Origin of the sequence: Peterkaempfera podocarpi (assembly GCF_042466665.1) — a bacterium.
Classification (GTDB): Bacteria; Actinomycetota; Actinomycetes; order Streptomycetales; family Streptomycetaceae; genus Peterkaempfera; species Peterkaempfera podocarpi.
In genome coordinates this window covers 8,671,059-8,691,948 of record NZ_CP162102.1, presented here as the reverse complement: position 1 = coordinate 8,691,948, position 20,890 = coordinate 8,671,059, and the positions used below count along the sequence as shown (strand labels likewise).

The 20,890-nt window shown below is 68.9% G+C and carries 14 protein-coding genes and 1 pseudogene; 5 read left to right on the top strand and 10 right to left on the bottom strand.

The features are described 5' to 3' along the window. Positions 1–6: 6 nt before the first annotated feature. From AB0761_RS37870 to AB0761_RS37860, 3 genes are all read right to left on the bottom strand, one after another. Positions 7–834, bottom strand: a complete 828-nt coding sequence (locus AB0761_RS37870) for an alpha/beta fold hydrolase (RefSeq protein WP_377273813.1) — start codon at positions 832–834, stop codon at positions 7–9. A gap of 396 nt (positions 835–1,230) precedes the next feature. After that, positions 1,231–2,742 carry an MFS transporter gene (locus AB0761_RS37865; RefSeq protein ID WP_377273812.1) on the bottom strand — a complete coding sequence of 504 codons (1,512 nt, stop codon included), beginning with the start codon at positions 2,740–2,742 and terminating at the stop codon, positions 1,231–1,233. A gap of 127 nt (positions 2,743–2,869) precedes the next feature. Beyond that, a complete protein-coding gene (locus tag AB0761_RS37860; protein ID WP_377273811.1) occupies positions 2,870–3,349 on the bottom strand; it encodes a MerR family transcriptional regulator in 480 nt (159 codons plus the stop codon). Positions 3,350–4,293: 944 nt separating this feature from the next. Here AB0761_RS37860 and AB0761_RS37855 point away from each other — a divergent pair. The 4 genes from AB0761_RS37855 to AB0761_RS37840 all read left to right on the top strand — a co-directional run bounded on the left by AB0761_RS37855 (position 4,294) and on the right by AB0761_RS37840 (position 12,362). Next, positions 4,294–5,826, top strand: a complete 1,533-nt coding sequence (locus AB0761_RS37855) for a TIGR02677 family protein (RefSeq protein ID WP_377274527.1) — start codon at positions 4,294–4,296, stop codon at positions 5,824–5,826. Further along, positions 5,823–7,064, top strand: coding sequence for a TIGR02678 family protein (locus AB0761_RS37850; RefSeq protein WP_377273810.1), 1,242 nt, complete (start codon positions 5,823–5,825; stop codon positions 7,062–7,064). Before AB0761_RS37855 ends, AB0761_RS37850 begins: the two co-directional genes overlap by 4 nt. 715 nt (positions 7,065–7,779) lie before the next feature. Continuing rightward, positions 7,780–11,115, top strand: a complete 3,336-nt coding sequence (locus AB0761_RS37845; RefSeq protein ID WP_377274525.1) for a TIGR02680 family protein — start codon at positions 7,780–7,782, stop codon at positions 11,113–11,115. After that, positions 11,112–12,362 (top strand): TIGR02679 family protein, encoded by a 1,251-nt coding sequence (locus AB0761_RS37840; RefSeq protein ID WP_377273809.1) that lies wholly within the window; start codon positions 11,112–11,114, stop codon positions 12,360–12,362. The genes AB0761_RS37845 and AB0761_RS37840 overlap by 4 nt, the downstream gene beginning before the upstream one ends. 294 nt (positions 12,363–12,656) lie before the next feature. On the opposite strand, the gene AB0761_RS37835 is transcribed toward AB0761_RS37840, so the two are convergent. The 5 genes from AB0761_RS37835 to AB0761_RS37815 all read right to left on the bottom strand — a co-directional run bounded on the left by AB0761_RS37835 (position 12,657) and on the right by AB0761_RS37815 (position 17,613). Beyond that, positions 12,657–13,391, bottom strand: coding sequence for a DUF4232 domain-containing protein (locus tag AB0761_RS37835; RefSeq protein ID WP_377273808.1), 735 nt, complete (start codon positions 13,389–13,391; stop codon positions 12,657–12,659). Positions 13,392–13,762: 371 nt separating this feature from the next. Continuing rightward, entirely contained in the window at positions 13,763–14,236 is a 474-nt protein-coding gene (locus tag AB0761_RS37830; RefSeq protein WP_377273807.1) for an ASCH domain-containing protein, read from the bottom strand. Positions 14,237–14,536: 300 nt separating this feature from the next. Further along, entirely contained in the window at positions 14,537–15,037 is a 501-nt protein-coding gene (locus AB0761_RS37825) for a diadenosine tetraphosphate hydrolase (protein ID WP_377273806.1), read from the bottom strand. An 837-nt stretch (positions 15,038–15,874) separates the two neighbouring features. Further along, entirely contained in the window at positions 15,875–16,528 is a 654-nt protein-coding gene (locus tag AB0761_RS37820) for a hypothetical protein (protein ID WP_377273805.1), read from the bottom strand. A gap of 440 nt (positions 16,529–16,968) precedes the next feature. After that, on the bottom strand, positions 16,969–17,613 hold the full coding sequence (locus AB0761_RS37815; protein WP_377273804.1) for a hypothetical protein: 645 nt from the start codon (positions 17,611–17,613) through the stop codon (positions 16,969–16,971). A 186-nt stretch (positions 17,614–17,799) separates the two neighbouring features. On the opposite strand from AB0761_RS37815, the gene AB0761_RS37810 reads away from it, so the two are divergent. Next, the gene (locus AB0761_RS37810; protein WP_377273803.1) at positions 17,800–18,528 is read left to right on the top strand and encodes a class I SAM-dependent methyltransferase; all 729 of its coding nucleotides are present in this window, start codon (positions 17,800–17,802) and stop codon (positions 18,526–18,528) included. A gap of 561 nt (positions 18,529–19,089) precedes the next feature. Here AB0761_RS37810 and AB0761_RS37805 read toward each other — a convergent pair. Beyond that, a complete protein-coding gene (locus AB0761_RS37805; protein ID WP_377273802.1) occupies positions 19,090–20,073 on the bottom strand; it encodes a GNAT family N-acetyltransferase in 984 nt (327 codons plus the stop codon). A 42-nt stretch (positions 20,074–20,115) separates the two neighbouring features. Further along, a pseudogene (locus tag AB0761_RS37800) lies at positions 20,116–20,334 on the bottom strand (IS256 family transposase); the annotation flags it as partial. Between the last annotated feature and the right edge of the window lie 556 nt (positions 20,335–20,890).

Below are 20,890 nucleotides of genomic sequence, written 5' to 3'. Positions count from 1 at the left end.
TCCCGGTCAGGACCTCAGAAAGTCGAGAAGGTCTTGGTTGAACTGCTCCTTGTAGGGGGCTACCGCCATGAGACCGTGCGGGGCGCCCTCGTAGACCTTGAGTTCGGCGTTCTTGACGAGTTTCACAGACTGCTTGCCAGCGGCCACGATCGGCACGATCTGGTCGTCGTCGCCGTGGATGATGAGAGTGGGGATGTCGATACGCTTCAGGTCTTCCGTGAGGTCGGTCTCGGAGAACGCCTTGACGCAGTCGTATGCGCTCCGCAGGCTGACGGTCATGCTCCATAGCCAGAACATGTCGCGGATGCCCTGGGAGACTTGGGCGCGGTCGCGGTTGGCACCGTAGAACGGGGCGCTGAGGTCCTCGTAGAACTGCGAGCGGTCGGCGATGAGGCCCTGGCGGATCTCGTCGAACACCTCTGGGGGGAGTCCCTCGGGGTTGGCGTCCGTCTTCAGCATCAACGGCGGGATCGCGCTGAGCAGGAGCAGCTTGGACACGCGGGACTTGCCGCGGCCTGCAGCGCAGCGGGTGACTTCACCACCGCCGGTGGAATGGCCCACGAGGACAACGTCCCGCAGGTCCAGGTGTTCCAGGAGCTGCCCGAGATCGTCGGCGTAGGTGTCGATGTCGTTGCCGTCCCAGGTCTGCGAGGAGCGTCCGCCGCCGCGGCGGTCGTGGGCGATTGCTCGGAAGCCGTTGTTGGCCACGAGGTGCAACTGGTCATCCCACGCGTCCGAGTTCAGCGGCCAGCCGTGGCTGAACACGACGGGGCGGCCGCTGCCCCAGTCCTTGTAGAAGATCGTCGTGCCGTCGGAGGTGGTGAAGGTTCCCATAAGCGATTCCATCCCCATATTTATGTTGCGGTCGCCAGGTATGGGAGACACCTGTGTCCGTGGTGACGGATGCCTTCCCGGCGGCCGTGGACATCCGGGGAGTCGGGTCGGCTGACAGCACCGAAAAGCGATGGTCTCGCACTGTCCCGGTGAGAGTCGTTGTCCGCGCCACGCTCGCCTGGCGAGGAGCCAGTTTCGACACGACAGCCATCCTGTGCTGCCTCAACCTCGGCCTCGCCCCGGGCGGCGCCTTGCGGGCCCACAAGGCCCACGAGCAGCCTAAGTGCGATCGTGCCGTGTCTCCACTCGGAAGGGCGACACACCCGGAGTAGCCTGCCGCCACCGTGCGGGCCCCCAAGGCCCGGTGTGATGGAGACGGGGCACGCCGAGGGAGGCTCACCCCGGCAATTTCCGGGACGTCCTTGCGGTGCCGGTGGATGCGGGTTGGGGGCTGGGCCCGGGGACGGATGATGCAGCGAGTGTGTCCGCGCGGCGAGGCGAGCGGATCACGAGGGCCGCGAGCAGCCCGGCGATTGCGGTGATGCCGGCCGCGACGGCCATGGCCACGTTGTAGCCGGAGGTCAGGGCCTGTGGCAGGGCGTCGTGGGTGAGCGAGGCGGTCACGGTGCCCGCGGTGCCGGAGATGACGGCCAGGCCGAGTGCGCCGCCCGCCTGCTGGGAGGTGGCGATCAGGCCAGAGGTGACGCCGGCGAAGCGCTGAGGGGTGCCGGCGGTGGCGGCGGCGTACATCGGGGCGAAGCTCATGCCGTAGCCCAGCGGCATAACGAGCAGTCCCGGCAGCACGTGAACGGTGTAACTGCCGTGGATGGGAAGGAAGCTGACCCACAGCATGCCGATGATGACGACGACAGGCCCCGTGATCAGGAAGCGGCGGAAGCCGAAGCGGCGGACCAGGCCCGCCATCCGGGTGGAGACCAGGCCCAGGATGACAGGGAAGGGGAGAAATGCCAGCCCTGTGCGGATGGCGCTGTAGTGCTCGACGTCCTGCAGGTAGAGGGTGAGCAGGAAGAACATGGCCAGGTTGCCGGCGAAGACCGCTGCCATCATGCCGTTGGCGCCTGAGACGTTGCGGATCGTGAAGATCCTGAGGTCCACCAGTGGATCGGCGGCACAGCGCTCGTTGAGGACGAAGGCGGCGAGCAGGACCACGCAGGCCGCGAAGCAGATGAGGGTGAGCGGGTGAGCCCAGCCCCACTCGGGCGCCTGGCTGAAGGCAAAGACGCCGGCCATCAGCCCGGCGGTGGCCAGCACCGCACCGGGAGCATCCGGGAGGCCCTTTCGGTCTCGGCTTGCGGGGCGCTGGTCGGGGACGAGGCGGGGCACGAGCGCGAGGACGATCACCCCGATGGGGACGTTGATGAAGAAGTTCCAGCGCCAGCCGGCGTACTGGGTGAGTACGCCGCCCAGGAGGAGGCCGACGGCTGCTCCGCCGGTGGCGACCATGGACCAGTAACCCAGCGCACGGGAGCGCTGGTGCCCCTCGGGGAAAAGGGTCAGGACCGTGGACAAGGCGGCGGGGGACATCACGGCGGCAGCCAGGCCTTGCAGTCCGCGCAGCACGATGAGCAGCGGTACTGAGGAGTTCACGCCGATCAGGAGCGAGACCAGGGTGAAGGCCGCCATCCCCATGAGCAGAGTGCGGCGGCGGCCGAGCAGGTCGGCGAGTCGCCCGCCCAACAGCAGGAATCCGCCGAAGACGAGGACGTAGGCGGTGACGACCCACTGGATGGTGCCGTCGCCGAAGTCCAGGTCGCGCTTGATGACCGGCAGGGCCACGTTGATGATCGCGGTGTCCAGCACCACCATGAACTGCGCGGTCGCCACCAGGGCGAACACCGTCCACGGGCCGGTCGGGTGTCCGACCCGGCGCGATGTTGTTGCGAGCATGACAGCTCCTTGAACGGCTTCCGGCGGCGGGGCGCGCGGAAGCGGGTGGTCGGGAATCGGGCAGGGCGGTCGAGGGCCTGCCGGTGGGGAGTTCGCAGCGGCCGGACCAGGTACCGGGCGCTGCAGGTCAGCTCAACTGCTCGGCGATGAGCTGACCTTGGGCCTCCAGCCGTTCGGCCTCGGCGTCGTCACCCGCCTCAACGGCACGCCAGTAGCCGACACGGTTGTCGATGTAGTGCTTGCGGACGACCAGGCGCTGCATCTCCTCCTCCAACGCCTCGCCGTGGGCGGCGAGCATCCCGATCTTCATGGCGACGGTCTCGGGCGCGTGCCCTCGCGCCGCCATCAGCGCACGCATCTCCTCGATCGCCAGCCCCGCGGCCCGCAGGTGCGCCAGCGATTCGATGCGGGCCAGGTCGGCGCGCGTGTAGGCGCGATGGCCGCTGGAGGCGTCCCGGGCGACCGGGTCGATCAGGCCGATCTTCTCGTAGTACCGCAGCGTCCAGCCGCTCAGCCCGGTGATCCGGGAGACCTCCTGAACACTCAGGACCGCATCCGTCGTGGACTCCCCAGTACGCCGTCCTCGGATCGCTCGTGCCTCGTTCATGACTCGAGTATTCAGAACTTAGAGCGCTCCAAGTCAAGCGCAGAGCGCCACCGGGTTGGTGGAACAGGGATCACATCTCTCGGCGGACCCGGTCCGGCAAGTTCGGCACCCAGTGGCATCGCTCTCCGTAGCCGCCCGGGACGCGCGCAGCGGAGCTCCGGAGAAGGTCATCACGGTGTCGGGGGCCGCTTCGAGGTGGGTGATCCGGCCGGTGGACATCAGGATCGCCTCCTCCAATCTGGTTGCTGTCACGATCGCCACCGCTGTGCGGTCAGCCTCCAGGGCCGCGACGATCGCGCCGAGGCCCTGCGTGCGCCCCGTGCGGGCCTTGCTCAACGCCCGGCCCCAGGGCGAGGTCATCGACACCCTCGAGGTGGCCCTCGCCGACCCGGGTGCCGCGCAGCAGCTGGCGGCGGGCTGCCTCACCGCATCTCTGCCTGCCCGACCGCGCTCCCCTCCGGGCCCGCACCCCCGCGCCCAGCCCTGGGAGAGGGGTCGAGGGAGGGCCGCGCAGTCGATCGCCGCGAAGGGTCCGAGGCGGTGGCCCACCGGCACGCCGTTGCCCAGGCGCGGGCGCAGCTGCAGGAGGCCGAGGACGCCGAACGCGTGGCCGGCGCGCAGGAGGCGGAGCGTCTCTCGGCGTCGTACCGAAGCGGTGGCGGCCACACGGCGAAGCAGCGAGACCGATGACCTCGTACAGGACGTGGAGCAGCAGGTGGCCTGCGGCCACGGCACGGGCCCCTGGCTCCCGGCCCCCGGCCCCCGGCCCCCGGCCCCCGGCTCCCGGCTCCCGGCTCCCGGCTCCCGGCTCCCGGCTGATCGTCGTGGGAGTCGACCGCCCGTGTCAGTGTCTCCCCTTACGCTGGCATCGGATTGGGGAGGTCAGGGTGGCTGATGTCGGTGACGCGGGCGCGTTGGAGCGGCTGCTCCGGGTTCCGCCCGACATGTTCCGGTTCACGACCGGAGACGGCGGTCCGCTCTACAGCGCGATCCTGCATGCGTTCGGCGAGGCGAATGAGCGGCTGGTGACCGCTCTGGCCCTGGATGAGGTGCGGGAGCGGCTTCGTGGGGTGGGCTGGTTCGATGTGCTGACCGACGACGACCTGGTGCAGGCTCTGGGTGCCCTGCGCAAGTGGCGGCTTCTGGATGCTGTGCAGAATCACGCGGGGAACTACCGGACTGCGGAGGAGTACGAGCGGCGGAACCTGCAGTACTCCCTGACCAGGTACGGGGAGGCGGCACTCGCCGGGGTCCAGCACGCCCTTGCCGCGCTGGCGTCCGTCGGCGCGCTGCAGACCGCGGTGCTGGATGCGATCGCCGACCGGTTGGACGTCCTGACCGGCCTCCTCGACAGGCCCGGCTCGTCCGACCGGAAGATCTTCATCACACTCCAAGAGCTCGAGGGGCATCTGGAGGCACTGCGCAGCAACACGAAGCAGTTCAACGGTGAGCTGCAGCGGCTGCTGCATGCGGACGGGTCCGATGGGTCGGAGCTCGCGGTGTTCCGCGATGTCAAGGCGTCGACGGTCGCGTACTTGGAGGAGTTCCTCAGCCGGCTGGAGCAGCGGGCGCATGCGATCGCTTTGGCCACGGCCCGCGTCGAGGCCCTTGGGGTGGATGTGTTGCAGCAGCGGGCGCTTGGGGGTGCGGACCTGCCGCCGCTCGCCAGTGGAGACCCTGCCCCGGCATGGCTTCAGGCGCGGCGGGCCCGCTGGGAAGGGCTGCGGGCCTGGTTCCTCCCGCTGGATGGTGCCCAGCCCCGTGTCGAGCAGCTGCATGATGTGGCGCGGCGGGCGATCGTGGCGCTGCTGCAGGTGCTGGACAGGATCACGGAGTCGCGGCGCCGGTCCTCCAGTGCCGCGGAGGACTTCCGTGAGTTGGCTCGGTGGTTCGCCCTGGCGCCGGGTGAGGAGGACGTGCACCGGTTGTGGGCGACGGCGTTCGGGGTGGGGCCCGCGCGGCACGCACACCTGGCGCATCCGGATCCGGATGTGGTGTCGCCGTCGTCGAGTTGGGTGGATGCGCCGCCGGTTGAGGTGTCGGCGCTGCTGCGTTCCAGAGGACGGACGGAGAAGGTTGGCCGTACGGCGCGGGTGCGGGACGTGGCGACAGTGAGGCGGGCACGTGCGGCGCGGGCGCGGGCGGAGCGCGCAGAGCTGGAGGCGGCCTTGGAGCTGCTGGAGACGAAGGGACCGGTGCGTCCGTCGGATTTCGGGATCCTTGATCACCGCGTGTTTGAGCGGCTGCTGGAGTTGCTGGGGCGTGCGTTGGCCGCTCGGCCGGATTCCGGTGGGCTGCGGCGCGCGGTGACCTCTGATGGCCGGGTGGAGGTGCTGTTGCGGCTTCCTGCGGGGAGCGCGGTGGCGGTATTGCGGACCGGGCGTGGTGAGCTGAGGGGTCCGGACTGTGTGGTGGAGATCCGGTCGGCCGGCGCGGCAGGGGCAGGGGCAGTTGTGCGTGAGGAGGCGGCAGGTTGAGCAAGCTGAAGAGTCAGCTGGCCGTTGAGGAGCGCGAGGAGATCGGGCAGGCGGTCCGTGTCCTGCTGAGGTTTCCGCTTCTGACGGATCAGGCTGATCCGGCGGCGTTCGATCTGGTGCGTCGCCGCCGGGGGCCACTGACCCAGTGGTTCGATCGTGTGCTGGGCTGGCCACTGGTCGTGGAGCCCCGGCAGGGGTATGCGCGCTTGTCGAAGGTCCGGTCGGATGCGCCCGGAGATCGGCCGGCCCGCCGCCTGCGGTCGGGTAAAGCGCCGTTGGACCGACGCCGCTACGTGCTGTTCTGCGTCACGTGTGCGGAGCTGCTGTCCGTGCCGGTGACCACCGTGGGGATCCTCGCTGACCGGGTCGTCCACGCGATGCTTGCGGACCCTGCGCTCGGGGGGTTCGACACGGCTGCGCGTGCGGAGCGCATGGCCTTCGTCGATGTGCTGAGGCTTCTGGAGTCGTACGGGGCACTGTGCGTGCTGGACGGATCGACGGACTCCTTCGCTGAGTCGGCGTCGGCGAAGGTGCTGTACCGCGTGCAGTCGGGCGTGCTGCTGCGCCTGTTGGCGGCTCCGGTGAGCCCGTCCCGTGTGGCCGCGGAGCTCGGGGACCGGCCGGCTGTGTTCGATGAGCTGGTGGGTGCCGTGGCCGTGGAGCGGCGTTACGGCGGCACGGGGCTGGAGGAGGCCTCCGAGACGCAGCGCGGGCTGTGGCTGCGGCACTCGGTGATGCGGCGTCTGTTCGACGACCCGGTGGTGTACCGGGACGAGCTCACCGAGGCGCAGCTGGGCTATGTCACCTCGATCACGGGGCGGAAGATCATGCGTGAGGCGGCCGAGCTCGCGGGATTTGAGTTGGAGGAGCGGGCGGAGGGGTGGCTGCTGGTGGATCCGGCCGGGGTCGCTACCGACGAACGGTTCCCGGACGACTCCAGTCATGCGAAGGTCGCAGCGCTACTGCTGCTGGAGACGGTGATGGCCGCGGGTGGTGTCGGCGCGGAGCCCGAGGGTCTGATCGCGGCGGCTGAGGGGTTGCTGGAGCGGTTTCCCGACTGGGCGAAGGCGTACCAGTCGGAGGAAGGAGCGGCCCGGCTGGTGGAGGACGCGATGCGGGTCCTGGTGTCGTTCGGGCTGGCGCGCTATGACGGCGGACGGGCGGTCGCTCGTCCGGCTGCGGCGCGGTACCGCGTGACGTCCGCTGAGGCCGCCGGGGTGGGGAAGGCAAGGAGCTGAGTATGACGGTGACGGAGCTCTCCGCGGCACGAGGCATCGAGGTGCCTGCGGATGCCGGGCCGGGTCGGTGGGTACCTCACCGGGCCGGGGTGTTGAACGTGTGGCGCTACTACGACGAGGTGTTCACGTTCCATCGCGGGCGGCTGCTGTTGCGGGGGGCGAACGGGTCGGGGAAGTCGAAGGCTCTGGAGCTGCTGCTGCCGTTCCTGTTCGACGCGAGCCTGCGGCCGCGTCGCCTGTCGACGTTCGGCGGCGCGGAGCGGACGATGCACTGGAACCTGATGGGTCAGGGCGCGTCGGGGGTGACCCGGGTCGGGTATGTGTGGCTGGAGTTTTGCTGCGGCGATGAGTGGTTCTCCATCGGGGCGCGTCTGCAGGCGACGACGCGGACGACGACGGTCGGCGCTGACTTCTTCACCGTCCGGGCCCGCATCGGCGGGGAGGGCGGTGTTCGGCTGGTCGGGGAAGCGGGCCAGCCGTTGACGCGGGCCGCGTTGGCGGAGGAGCTGTCCGGCAGAGGGGAGGTGTATGCGGCGGCTGCCGACTACCGGGCTGCGTTGCGGCAGACGTTGTTCCCGGGGATGTCCGAGCCGCGGTACGAGGCGTTGATCACTGCGCTGCTGCAGCTGCGCCGCCCGAAGCTGTCTGAGCACCTGGACCCGGAGGTGCTCTCCACGCTGCTGTCTCGCGCGTTGCCGCCGCTGGATCGGGAGAGATCGCGGAGCTCGCCGACGGGTTCGAGCGCCTGGACCGGCAACGCGAAAGCCTCGAGCACGCGGACGCGCAGGTCGAGGCCGCGAAGGCCCTTGCGTCCAGGCAGCAGTCGTATGCCCGTCGGGTGCTGCGGGCCCGCGCTGCGGCGGTCATCTCCGCGACGACGGATATCGACAACGTCACCCGCAGGGCGCGGGAAGCTGAGGAGCAGCATCAGCGGGCCGCCGAGGAGCGGGCCGCTGTCGAGGAGGCGCTCGAGCAGACGGAGTTGCTCGCAGGCGAGCTCCAGTCCCGTGCTGAGGCGCTGACCGACTCCGAGGAGTACCGGCAGGGCAAGGAACTCGACCGGCTGCGCCAGCAGGTCCGGGAGGCCCGCCTCAGCTCCGACAAGGCGGGCCTGGTAGCGGCCGCAGCTGGGGAGGACGCGGCCGAGGAGACCGAACGCGCCGTCGAGGCCGAAGCCTGTGTGCAGGAGCGGCAGGGCCTGGCGAAGGACCGGGAGGACGACGCGTGGCGTGCGGCACGCCTGGTAAGGCTGACCGCGGCGTGCGCGGAGGCGGCGGCGGCTCTTGAGGCCGGCGATGAGGACCGGGCCGGGCAGCTGATCAGTGGGGCGGTCGCCTCGCGCCGCAGCCAGATCGCCCAGGTCCGCGGTGCGCTCGCCCTGCACCGCGAGGCAGTGCAGGGCCGCGCCGCAGCAGAGGGGGCGCTGGAGGAGGCCCGCGCGCAGCACGCCGAGGCGGCCGAGGTCCTCCTCCAGCGCACCGACGGCTACCGGCACGTGGTCGAGGAGCAGTCCCGGCAGCTGCGGATGTGGGCCGGGCGGTGCACCGAGTTGCGGTTCACGCCGGAGGCTGTGGAGGAGCTGGCGGAGGCGGCTGCCCACGAGACCGAGGTGCTGGCTGTCGTGGACGGCGCGGCTCAGGTCGCCGAGCGGGACCTGGCCGGGGCCTGGGCCGACGCGGAGCACCGCCACCAGACGCTGGTTGGGCAGCGTGCGTCGCTTGCCGCCGAGAAGGCGACGTGGGAGGCGTCCGCTGAGGTCCCGCCGGTGCCGCCGCGCACCCGGGGTGCCAACCGGACGGCGCGGCCCGGTGCCCCGCTGTGGAGAATCGTCGCGTTCCGCGACCATGTGCCTGCCGGCGAGCAGGCCGCAGTGGAGGCCGCGCTGGAAGCGTCCGGGCTCTTGGACGCCTGGGTGGCGCCCGGGGATGAGCCCACCGCCGAGCTGGACACGTTCGCTGTCCCCCACTGGCCGGGTGACACTGCCCCGGCTGGGCGGACCCTGCTGGATGTTCTGGAGCCCGAGTCGGACACGGCCGTCCCGCCGGGCCGCGTCGAGCGGCTGCTGTCCCGCATCGCGTACGGCGCCACGCTCCCCACAACCGGTGGCGCCGCGATCGGCGCCGACGGCCGGTGGCGTCTGGCGGCCGCGACCGGCACCTGGTCCAAGCCGGCGGCCGCGCACATCGGCGCTGCAGCACGTGAACGCGCCCGGCTCCGTCACATCGCCGACCTCACGGAGCAGATCGCGGCCCTGGGGGAGCAACTGCGCGCGTGCGCAGCGGAGCAGCAGCGCATCGAGGAGCGTCGGCGTGCCCTCCAGGCCGACCGCCGCACCCGGCCCCCGCACGAGCCGGTCGCGACCGCCCATGATGCGCTGGTCCGCGCCGAGTCGGATGCGACGGCCTGCGACCGCGCCGTCCACAAGCGCGCCGATGCGCTCATCGACCAGGAACGCAAGGTGACCAGCGCGCTGCGCACACTCGACACGGTGGCGGCGCAGCATGCGCTGCCGACCATGGATGCGCCGTTGCAGAAGCTCGCCGGATCACTGGAAAACCTCTCGCACGTGGCCGGCACCTGGATCAGGGCTACCGGCCGGGTGGCTGACGCGGTCCGGGCGGCCGGGGATGCCCGTCGCCGCGCCGACCGCGCCTGCACCACCGCGGAGGCACGCACCGAGGACGCACGCGCCGCGGAAGGCCACCTGCGGACCCTGGCGGCGAAGTTGGAGGAGATCGAGGAGACTGCTGACGCCTCGTACCAGGACGTTCTGCGGCGTCTGGAGGACATCCGCGCCCAGCGGGAGGCGAACGCCGCCCGGCGCAAGAGGCTGGAGAGCTCCCTCCTCGATCTCGTCGGGAGGCTGGCCACGCTGACGACCCAGCTCGCTGCCGCCGCCGAGGCCCGTGAGGAGACTCTCGCCAGGCGTGAGAAGGCCGTAGAGCGGTTCCAGCGCTGCGGTGTGCTCGGGTTCTTCGCGGAGGCGGGCGCAGGCGACCTGGTCATCACCGCGGAGGCCGGTGTCACCGCGTCTTTGGATGCGGCCAGGAGCGTCGCGGCCCGATGGCCTGGGCTTGCGCATGAGCCGAGGCACATCGTCGAGGCCTACTCGGAGCTGTCCAATACGTGGCACCACACCCTGCAGGTTCTCGGAGGGCGGGCCGACGTCAGCCTCGAACCGGATGACGACCTGCACGTCCTGTCCGCGACCATCGATGGGACGACCCTCGGCGCAGCGGCCCTCCAGGCGCTGCTCATCGAGGAACGCGACCGCAGCCGTGAGGACATCACCGCGTCCGAGCGGGATCTGTTCGATCGGATCCTGACCGGCGACACCCGTCGGCACCTGGCGTTGCGCATCCGTCAGGCGAGGGACATCGTCGATGTGATGAACAGCCGCTTGCAGCATGTACGGACGGCGTCCGGTGTCGCCGTGCAGCTGGTGTGGCGGGTTCAGGAGGAGCTGGCCGCGGGAACGAGGGCCGCACGTGACCTGCTGCTGAAGGATCCGGTACGGCTCACGGATGCCGACCACGAAGCGCTGCACCAGTTCTTCCGGGCGCGGGTGGAGGAAGCGCGGGAGAAGCAGCAGGCCGGCAGCTGGGAAGAGCACCTCGCCGAGGTTCTCGACTACACCACGTGGCATCAGTTCGTGGTGCGGCTTGACCGGGCGGATGGGCAGGGTTGGCAGTTGCTGACCAGGCGGCTCCATGGCGCGCTGTCCGGAGGCGAGAAGGCGATCGCCCTGCACCTGCCGCTGTTCGCGACACTTGCCGCGTACTACCAGGCGGTACCGGAAGCTCCGCGGCTGATTCTGCTGGACGAGGTGTTCGTCGGCGTGGACGCGGCGAACCGCGGGCAGGTCTTCGCGCTGCTGTGCTCCCTCGACCTGGACGCGGTCCTCACCAGTGACCACGAGTGGTGCACTTACCAGGAGCTGGACGGCATCGCGATCCACCAGATCAGCACGGACGAGGACGACGACGCGGTCACCACGGTCCGCTGGGTGTGGAACGGCGCCGGCCTGCAGCCGGACAAGGAGACGGCATGACCGCACGGCACACGCTGGACCGGCCCGCGCTCGCGCCGCTGTGGCGGGCGGTCCATGATCGGCTGTCCTCCGGCCGGCCCGTCGCCACCATCACGCTGGACGGCCTCGGGGAGGACACCCGCGAGGCGCTCGCCGACCTCCTCGGCCTGGACCGGCTCCCCGGAACCCGGACCACCCTCAACCTCGACCGTCTCGACCGGGCCCTACGCGAAAGCCTGGACACTGACGTGCGGACCGTCGTCCAGACGATCCGCGGACCGCTCGGCAACCGGACAGCGACCCGCGAACAGGCCAACGCCGACAGGTCCGCCCTGTGGCAGTGGCTCATGACCCACCCCATGGTCACCGCGCAGCCCGCACTCGCCGACTGGACCGCCACGGTCAAAGCAAACGGCCTGATCGGCGGCTCCGCCGCCACCACCCGGACCGTCCTCACCCAAGCCCTCACCGTACTGGCCGCACTCCCCGCCGACGGGCAGCCGCTGCCCGACTTCGCCGCCAACATCCTCGGCTCCGCCCACGCCCTCGACGACAACACCCGCCTGTCCGGTCTGGTCCTGCGCGCACTCGCTGCCCTGCACGACACCACTCCCCCGGCCTCAGCCGCCCAACGGCGCGCCTTGTGGGCGCAGGCAGGCATCGCCGACGACGCCCTCTCAAGCACCGTCCTCACTGCCGGACTACGTCCGGGCGGCGACGGGCCCGTCGCTGCCTGCCTCAGGGCCTACAGCACCGCCGGTCACGCCACCCACCTCACCCTGGCCCAGCTGCGCAACCCGGGAGAACTCGGCTGGCGTAACCGCACAGTCCACGTCTTCGAGAACCCGAGCATCATCGCGCTCGCCCTCCGCCGGTTCGGCGCCCAATGCCCGCCGCTGGTGTGCACCTCCGGCTGGCCGAACAGCGCCGTCACCCTGCTGCTCCGGCAACTCGCCGCGGCCGGCGCGCCCCTGCGCTACCACGGCGACTTCGACGGCGAAGGAATCCGCATCGCCGCTCACGTCATCGCGGCCACCGGCGCCGAGCCGTGGCGCATGTCCACCACCGACTACCAGGGCGCCCTGCCGAGCCACGGGGACAACCCGCCGGTCGGACGGGTCACCGAAGCGCCCTGGGACCCTGACCTGGCCACAGCTCTCCATCAGCACGAGGCGGCAGTCCACGAAGAGCACACCGCAGCGACCCTCATGAACGCACTGGCACACCACGTCCACACCGTGGCCGGTCAGGGCAGCAACGACGCGTAGAAGCGAAGGCGCGAAGGCGCGAAGGCGCGGCGGTGCAGCGGTGCAGCGGTGCAGCGGTGCAGCGGTGCAGCGGTGCAGCGGTGCAGCGGTGCCGAGCCTGCGGTGAGCGTCATGAGATCCGTACACCGGCAGGCCGCCATTTCGTGCGTGCTGTGTCAGTAGGAGGGGACGCAACCCGCGACCTCCCGGGGGGTGGAACTCAGTCCTTGCGTCCGGTCGCGGCCACGGTGGCCCCGGGACCGATCTGGTCGCTGTCTTGAGTGGCCACGCCTCCGGCTGGTCAGGGCATGCTGGTCACTCGCCCTGGCCGGCGCTTCCGACCGGGCCGACCCTCACCGGGGAGCCGGAGCCGTACGTGACGGGCAGCGTGGCGGCGCCTGGCCAGTTGAGCGTGACCGACTTGGTCTCGTTCGGCGGGGTAACCACCAGCCCCGTGACGCGGACGCCGGAGCCGCCCGAGGTGTTGAACGGGTATTCGATGGGGAAGTAGGTCGACTTTCCGTTCTTGAGGATGCTTGAGGTGGTCTCCTGGCCAGTGCGCTCCGCGGACAATGATCCCGCGTTGGTCTTCAGGTCGACGCCCGCGTACCCCGCAATCACGCAGTCCCGACCGCCACGGTTCTTCAGCTCCACCACAACGGTCCGGTTGGGGTCGCCGTCGATGGTGTTGTCGTGCGCCGTGATCTCCAGCTCGTCGGTACGGCACCGGCCGACCGCGCTGTTCTTGGTGGAGCCGGCCCCGGCAGCTGCAATCGTCCCGCCGGAGCTCGTTCCGGCGGGAGCCTTCGCGCCGCCCTGATCCGCGCTGCCCGAACCCGAATTACCGTCCGAGGACGACGCGGTGGGTACGGACGATCCGCCGTCCGAGGACGACGCGGTGGGTACGGACGATCCGCCGTCCGAGGACGACGCGGTGGGCGCGGACGACGGGTCGCTCTGTCCCACGCCGTCAGTGCCGTTCTGGCAGGCGGTGAGCGAGAGACCGGCGGCAACAGCCAGAGCGGCGAAAGTGAGCTTGTGAGCACGCATCGTTTCTTCCTCAGCATCGGTGGGGCGGTGGCGGCCGCTCGTACGGGTCGTACGAGCGAATGTCGACCACCAAGACGGGACCGGCCCGTGCACCGTTCTGCACGATCACCTCCCGGGACATTCCTGTGACACGCACAGCCAGGCACAACGCGCACCATCACCGGGCCCACCGTGCCGCCGACCAGCCCGGACGGCGGCTCCCGCCATCGCTGCGCACTGTTCACAGCCACAGCCCGCCTGGGACAGACCCGTAACCCGACGGACCGCAACTGATTGCCTGCTCTCCTCAACCCCGCTCGCCCGCACCCGGAGCAGCCACCCGGACACGCCGCCGGCCCCGCACGACCGGGGCCCTGGAAAGCGAGCCGGGATTACACCCGTTCGATCTCGATGGCGAGGACACCAAGCGCTTCCTTCTCCGGGCCGTAGATGCGACGGATGTTGGCAAGCTGCTCCTCGCGAGGCGAGTCCGGGTTGACGTTGGCCGGGCCCTCGGTATCGAGCATCTCCTCGAACGATCCATAGCGGGCGACGCGGTTGACCCGTGTGAGGCACTCGTCCTTGCCACATGCGAAGCGAATGTACTGGCCGGCACCGATGTTGCGCAGGTTCGCGTACTGCACCCGGACCTCGATCGTCTTGCGACCCGATGCCACCAGGTCGAAGTAGCGGCGGTACAGGTTCATGTGCCGGGCCCGGGTGGGCTGGGTCGGGGTGATCGTGCGGGCGCTCATGAGGTGGTCGACCTCCGCGGTCGTGTAGGAGCGGTAGAAGTGCTTCTTCTCCGTGCCCGGCGTCGACAACACCACCGCCGTCGAAACCGACGTCTCCTGACCCAGTCCCACCACGCCGGTTGCGGGTCGTCCCAATGCCCAGGGAGCCCTTCACTTGGCCGGTTGAGCGAACACCAGACAGGTGAACGAAGGTGAGGGGTGGGGACACGGATGCCAATTCCAGTCCCGAGCTGGATGCCGGGGACCTTCCTACCCACCACCTACGGCCACGAGTCCCTCACGATCTCCATCCGGCACAACGCGCTGCACCGTATCCGATGCCACCGACAACGGCGCGGCGGCCCTCCGTCGCTGACCGTCACCGACAAGCAGGGCCCGCCGGACCTGATGGTCGGCGGGCCCTCGCACGCGTCAGACCCCACTCCCTCCGCCTGCGTCCCGCGCGGTCAGCAAGTCGAGCTGCCGGCCGATCGCCTCCCGCAATTCGTCGTGCTCCGGGCCGAGCGCGCAGTCGGGGTCGTGCCAGTTGCCGGACGGGTAGAGCCACACCGGGTGGCCTACAAGGTCGGGATGCTCCCACTCGAAGCGCGGCCATACGTGGGCATGCAGGAAGCCGTCGGTATTGCCGAGAATCTCCAGGTTCACCCGTCTGAACTCGGGGTCGAGCGCGCGACAGGCGCGCTCCACTGCCTCCCCCAACCGGTCCATGTCATCCAGGAAGGCTCGGCGCTTGGTCCGCGGCAGCTCAGACAGTCGCTGCACTTCGAGCTGATCTGCCAGGAGGACCGAGTATCCCGGCAGGAACTGAACATCGCCGATTACCGCGAAACCGGCATTCAGCCTCCTCAGGACCGTCGGATTCGTGCCCCGCAGGGCGTTGCCGATTCTGTCCGCCCGCCAATCGTCAACCATGATCCGGAACCCTACAGGCATGCGATCAAGTGGAGACAGTGATCACTCCTGCTGCCCGCACGCTGTTCGCTCCCCGCCCCCGCACTCTTCAGAGCCGGACAAAGTGAGACGAAGAGCATCAGCGGCCGAAATTCGAGATTCTCACCAGCGGGCGCGGCGGCAGCTCCACGTCTGCTGATCCTGCGTCCAGATTCTGGGACCGTCCCCGCAGGCACGGGGAGCAAAGCCATACGCAGCACCACGAGGGTCAGCGTGTGGTCAGTCCGGCTCCCATACCTCAAAGTGTGACGGGCTGTGAGCCCCGGCCGAGCAAGCCCGGCGGCTCGTATGTGTACCTGAGGCGGGTTACTGCTTCATCCAGGTGCCGAAGGCGTGAACCAAGTCTGTGTAGAACCTGTCGCCTGGCACCGATCCCGGGTTCTTGCTCGCATCGTAGAAAGCGACGTTGGTGAAGGTTGCCGGGACGGAGTCGTTGAGGTTCTTATAGAAGGCCAGCTTGCCGCGGCCAGCACCACGCAGGCGGCCAGGGCCAACACGACCATCTGAGCATGGCGTACCCCGCGCGGATCACACGGGTTCGGCACCTCCGCCAGCCGCTCCAGCAGGCCCGACACCTCCCCGATCACGGCCTGCCGGCGCCCGCGAAGCTCGTCAAGGGCTCGCGGGTTCGGCGATGATGCGTCGGCCGACACGGCCTTCCAGCCCGATCACGGGGCGTCGAAAACTCCATGATCTTGGAAGGCCGTGCCTGCTCCCGTTCCCTGGCGCCATGCGCTCGATAGGCCGTCATGAACCGTCCAACTACGCCGAAGCCCTGCCACGTCCGCAGTCGTCGTCTCACTGAATGTTCAGCACCGGCGCGTGGAACACATCAGTCTCGCAGACGAACACGCGCATCTCCCCCCAGTGGCCGAGGAGCACTCCGGTTGGCTCCTCCCACTCATCCGGAGCCTCACTTTCGGCACCGTCATCACCCGACACCAGTGGGCGCCACCTGTCGCTGCCACCGTCCCATTCTGCACTGTCGAACTTGAGAAGCAGCCTGACGCGGGCTGAACATTCTTCGCACCGTAGTTCCTGTAGATCCGTCGAATGCCAGCTAGGCCATCCCCCGACCTTCCATCCGCGGGCTACCGAAAGGCCGTACTGATACTCCGCGCCTTCTTTCGGGAAGAGCTTCTCCAGTTCGTCAATAAGCGCAGGTGGAAGCGCTTCCATGTCGGAGTATTCAATCACTCGCTCGGGACTGATGGAACACGGGCGGGGAAGGTAGGTGTCTTCAACCTCGGCTCCCGCTCTGGACGGTCCGGCAAAGGTGCCGGCAGCCTCTTCGCCGCCATCTCGCCAGACCAGACGGACCCATGGGCCGGCGTAATCGAAGCCGGTCGAGTACTGGATGTCATGGAGCCGCGGACACCACAAAACCTGAAGTAGGTTGCAGTTCACCGGGAACGTGACCTCTGGAAAGTCGTCACGCCTCAGCTGCAGCACAGGGACAAGCTCTTGGTCGTGCTCAGCACAGGTCGGCCAGCAATCGTGGGACGGCCACGCGAGCGGACCACCCACGTGGTTTCCCTGCGGACCTACACTCTCGGCAGGGATGGGGTGGAGCCGGACGCAAACCTTGGACCAGGACGCCATGCCGGGAACCAATTCTTCGATATCGACCTGTGGCGCCCTGGTCCGGATCATCGACCGCTCCAACTCACTGCCAGGGCACCAGGGCAGGATGTCAGCCCAAAAGCTCCCATTTTCCGTCCTTCATAATCCGGCTCCGATAGCTGCTACCTATTCCACCGCCCTGGCTTGTCGCATAGTACATCGATATCCTCGACGGCACTTGCGAGTATGGAGAACGATAAGATGGGGTCACACTGGAGTCGACGCCCAGGAGATCGTGTGACGAGCTCTCAACCCGGCGGAGGGCCGACTTACGCGTCGTCATCGTCGGCTTCATTGCCTTCGAAGAGTGCTTCCAGGTACTCCCAAGGATCGGTTCCCTCCGCGATAAGTCGCCTCTCCTCCGCCATGCTGAGAAACCGGGAGTTCGGTGCGCCGAAGAGCCTGGGGCTCACCAGCGGGCGCTCTCCTGAGGGTCCGAGCATGCGGATGAGGAACTCGACCATGCCGCCGTCCAGGCGTGTGAAGTTCCTCTGCCGGTTGCAGACCACCACGGGCCACCGGTCAGGGTCGGACCCGGCGGTGTCCCAGAAGAGGACGGCGCAGTCGATCGTGGTACCCCAGCAGATCAGCCCTCCCTTGTCCGGCCACACCGGGTAGGGGCAGTCCCCTTCCTCCTGCGCCAGGGAACGTGCAACGCCGGTGAGTGCGGCGAGCATCTTTTCGTTGTGGCCGAAGGAGCGGTCGAGAGCCGTCCCGATGCCAATGTAGTCATCGATCGTCCCGGCCCCGTACACGGCCAGGAAGTCCCGGTAGTCACTGGGGAGCCCGTCCCCCAAGACCCACTCACCTGCGCCCAGTCGGCCGGATCTCCCATGGGCTCGGCCGGCGGCTGCAGCAGCGTCGTCAGCAGGCTGACGGAAGGGTGCAGCATGGGTGACCTCCTGGTTCGTCACTTGACACCTGGTGTCCGGGGCTTCGGCAAAGTCGGGGTGAGGGGTCGTTCCAGGTGGGTGCAGGTTGTGCTGGTGCCCCAACGCCAACCGCTCGGGTGACGGGGCACGCGGCCCGCAGACATCGGCGCGTGCTCGGTCTGCCGCCACGTCGGCACCGCTGGCCCGGGTCTGGGTACGCTCCCAAGTATGTCCACCTCTGCGCTGTCCTTTGGTTCTGCTGCCCGCCTGTACGACTCGATCCGGCCCACCTACCCGGTGCGGGCGGTCGCCTGGGCCGTCGGCGCCAAGCCGGTGCGCGTACTGGACCTGGGGGCGGGCACCGGGCTACTGACCGGTGTATTGCGCGCCGTCGGCCACGAGGTGATCGCGGTCGAGCCCGACGAGCATATGCGCGCCGTGGCCGCCGAACGCCACCCGGGCACGCAGGTGCTCGCCGGCAGCGCCGAGGACATCCCGTTGCCGGATGAGTCCGTCCACGCCGTCGTGGTCGGGCAGGCATACCACTGGTTCACTCCGCAGGACGCTCTGCCCCAGATTCACCGGGTGCTGCGCAAGGACGGCGTCTTCGCTGCGATGTGGAACATCCGTGACAATCGGACCCCGTGGGTGGCCTCGCTTTCCGGCATCGTCGGCGACGAGGGATACGGCCTCCAAAGTGCCTGGCAGTACGGGCCAGTGACGCCATGGTTCACCGAACCCGAACGTGGCTTGGTCGAGCACACCGTGACCGTCCCGACGGACCGGCTGATCGACCTGGTGCGGTCCCGCTCCTCCTACCTGACCGCCGACGCCGCCGAGCAGGCCCGCTTGGACCGGGAGATCGGCGAGTTGGCCGCCACCGACCCGGCCCTGACCGGCCGCGACAGCGTCGAGATGCCCTACCGGACCTGCGTCTACCGGATGCGGCGGGCCTGATTCCTGGCCAGAGGCCCCGGCAAAGCTCATGGCAGCTGCATCCGTTGATCCCCGTGGAGAACACTGCGGCCGAGCTCGTCCTGGCAGCCGGCGGAGACGACCGGGCCTGGCCCTCTCTGCCCGCCGCACAGACACGGGGAGACCGCCGGGTGGTCACTGGGCTTCCCACCGTGCTGGTCGAACAGCTTGCTGCCGGCCGCCGTCCCCGCCTCCCGGGTGAGGGACCAGCCGCGCCGTCGACACATCTCCGCTACGGGGGGACCGACGCGGAGGATGCAGCTCTGGGGGCCGTCGCCTGGCCGCACATCCTGAATGCCCTGCACGGCACAGACCAGCTCCACCGACACTGATTGATCTCTCCCATCAGTTCACCGGGCCGACGGCGACAGGCACGGCTTCCAAGACCATGGAGTTCTCTCGTCGGACTGTAGTTCAGCGTCCATTCCCACAGGGGCTTGCCAGCTACTCAGCAGCTGCCCGCAGTTCGTCACAGCAGGTGGGCACTCGCAGTGAGGCATTGTCAAATCCTGTGGACTAACCAGACAGCCCAATGACCGGTGATCAAGCAAGCGGCTTGCGGTAACGGATGTACTCGTTCTGCCGCCGGAACCCCACACTCTCGTAAAGGTCGTAGGACCGGTGCGGATTTGCCGTGCCCGTGAACAGCCGGGCGGTCGTTGCGCCCTGCTCGCGAAGGCTCCGCAGCCCGTCCAGCAGCAGGACCCGGCCGATTCCAAGGCGTCGCTGGTCCGTCCGGACACTCAGCTCTTCCACCTTGCCCACGGTGTGGTAGTGACGGCGGATGGAGCAGAGGGCGACGCCGACCATGTCCCGCCCGTTCCAGGCAGCCCTCCAGCATGCGGGGTCGGCGGTGTCGACGAAGTCCTGGAAAGGCCATCTCTGAGTGAAGCCTGTGTCCGTGTACGAATCGACGACCGTCCTCCAGGCTGCACGGTAGTGGCTTGTTCCGATCGGCCCTGTCCGTATCCCGGCTGGCAGTTCGCTGCCCGGCTCGGGCACCTGCTGCAGATCGCCCAGCTCCAGCTCGACCAGGCTGAAGACACGTCGGTAGCCGGCTGCGCGCAGAAGTGCCGTGGCGTCCTGCTCAGAGACCATGGCGTTCGCGCCGATCATTGCCGTCCGCGCCGTTCCATGCTGTTTGACGAGCTGGCGGATCCGCTCTTCGGCCCAGCTCAGCATGGCTGAGCCGACGCCCTGACCGCGATGCTCGGGCAAGAGGTGGCCGCGGTGCAGGTACACCCACGTATCGTCGCGCTCTTGCCACCACCGGATCGTCGAGTAGCCGACGACGCTCCCGTCGAGCACCGCCAGGATCTGGTTCTTGGACGGCTCCTCCAACTCGGCAGAGGCTTCGGCGATCTCGGCCGCTGTCGGGAGCCCTTCCACAACCGAATGGACATCGACTTGGTCCCGTTCTACACATCCCAGCCGCACCGCGGCCATAGCGCCGTGGTCTTCGTCGCCGCGATACGGCCGGAACCCGAAGCCGACCGGAAGCTCCTGTCCTGCCGTGCCATCCAACATGACCGGATGTTCTCGAACTTCGAGGCAGGTCCGCCACCGCATTCACGCCGCGGTCGTCTGCGGCCGTTCAACGAGCTGGCCGCGTGCAAAGCGCGCCCCGGCGCCGACGAAGGCAACGAGGTGGGGGGCATTCACGGCTCGCCAGCGGGCCTGGGCGGACTCGACGAGCTTGAAGACCATCGCCAGGGCGGCAGCCCGGGATCCGGCACCCTTGGTGATCTTGGTCCGCAGACGGACGGTCGCGAAGGTCGACAGCGGCGGCCAGCATCCGCCTCGCACCCTCGCGAACGATGTCGTCGATCAGGGAGCCGGTCTCGGTCGTTCCATCAGCATTCACTACGCTCAGCATGGGCGTGCCTTCCCGACCGACGGTGCAACGTCGGCCTACTCGATGACCAGAAGTCGATCACTCGGGAAGGTACGCCCTTCGCGTTCAACCCGCAGCCGATCCACAGGTCATGAGCATTGCTCCTTCGCGGTGGGGCCGAGGCCGGTCCTCCCAGTCGGTGGCCAACAGGGCGGCGGCCTTCTCTCGCCGCCGGTCGGGGACGGTGGGCGGCACCTCGAAGCCAGGGCAACCCTGTCTCTCCACCCCGATGTACCACGTCTTGGAAGGCGAACGGGTCCGTCATACACGAAGGCGGAGGCGAGCATGTCCGGTTGGGGCCTCGCCGGACCGGAAGAAGAGGGTCACCAGGGTCCTGGACGGTCATGGCCGTACCGTCGGGGTTAGGGGTGCAGGGACCGGCCCATGTCCTGCACCATCTGACCTGGGAACCGCGGGTGTCCGCGAAACACACCACCCCTCAACACCCCG

What these genes read in the sequence shown, in the direction of transcription:
- AB0761_RS37805 (WP_377273802.1), bottom strand. Translation starts at nt 20,073, where the DNA reads ATGTTGGATGGCACGGCAGGACAGGAGCTTCCGGTCGGCTTCGGGTTC.
- AB0761_RS37860 (WP_377273811.1), bottom strand. Translation starts at nt 3,349, where the DNA reads ATGAACGAGGCACGAGCGATCCGAGGACGGCGTACTGGGGAGTCCACG.
- AB0761_RS37865 (WP_377273812.1), bottom strand. Translation starts at nt 2,742, where the DNA reads ATGCTCGCAACAACATCGCGCCGGGTCGGACACCCGACCGGCCCGTGG.
- AB0761_RS37825 (WP_377273806.1), bottom strand. Translation starts at nt 15,037, where the DNA reads ATGGTTGACGATTGGCGGGCGGACAGAATCGGCAACGCCCTGCGGGGC.
- AB0761_RS37835 (WP_377273808.1), bottom strand. Translation starts at nt 13,391, where the DNA reads ATGCGTGCTCACAAGCTCACTTTCGCCGCTCTGGCTGTTGCCGCCGGT.
- AB0761_RS37840 (WP_377273809.1), top strand. Translation starts at nt 11,112, where the DNA reads ATGACCGCACGGCACACGCTGGACCGGCCCGCGCTCGCGCCGCTGTGG.
- AB0761_RS37870 (WP_377273813.1), bottom strand. Translation starts at nt 834, where the DNA reads ATGGGAACCTTCACCACCTCCGACGGCACGACGATCTTCTACAAGGAC.
- AB0761_RS37810 (WP_377273803.1), top strand. Translation starts at nt 17,800, where the DNA reads ATGTCCACCTCTGCGCTGTCCTTTGGTTCTGCTGCCCGCCTGTACGAC.
- AB0761_RS37855 (WP_377274527.1), top strand. Translation starts at nt 4,294, where the DNA reads ATGTTCCGGTTCACGACCGGAGACGGCGGTCCGCTCTACAGCGCGATC.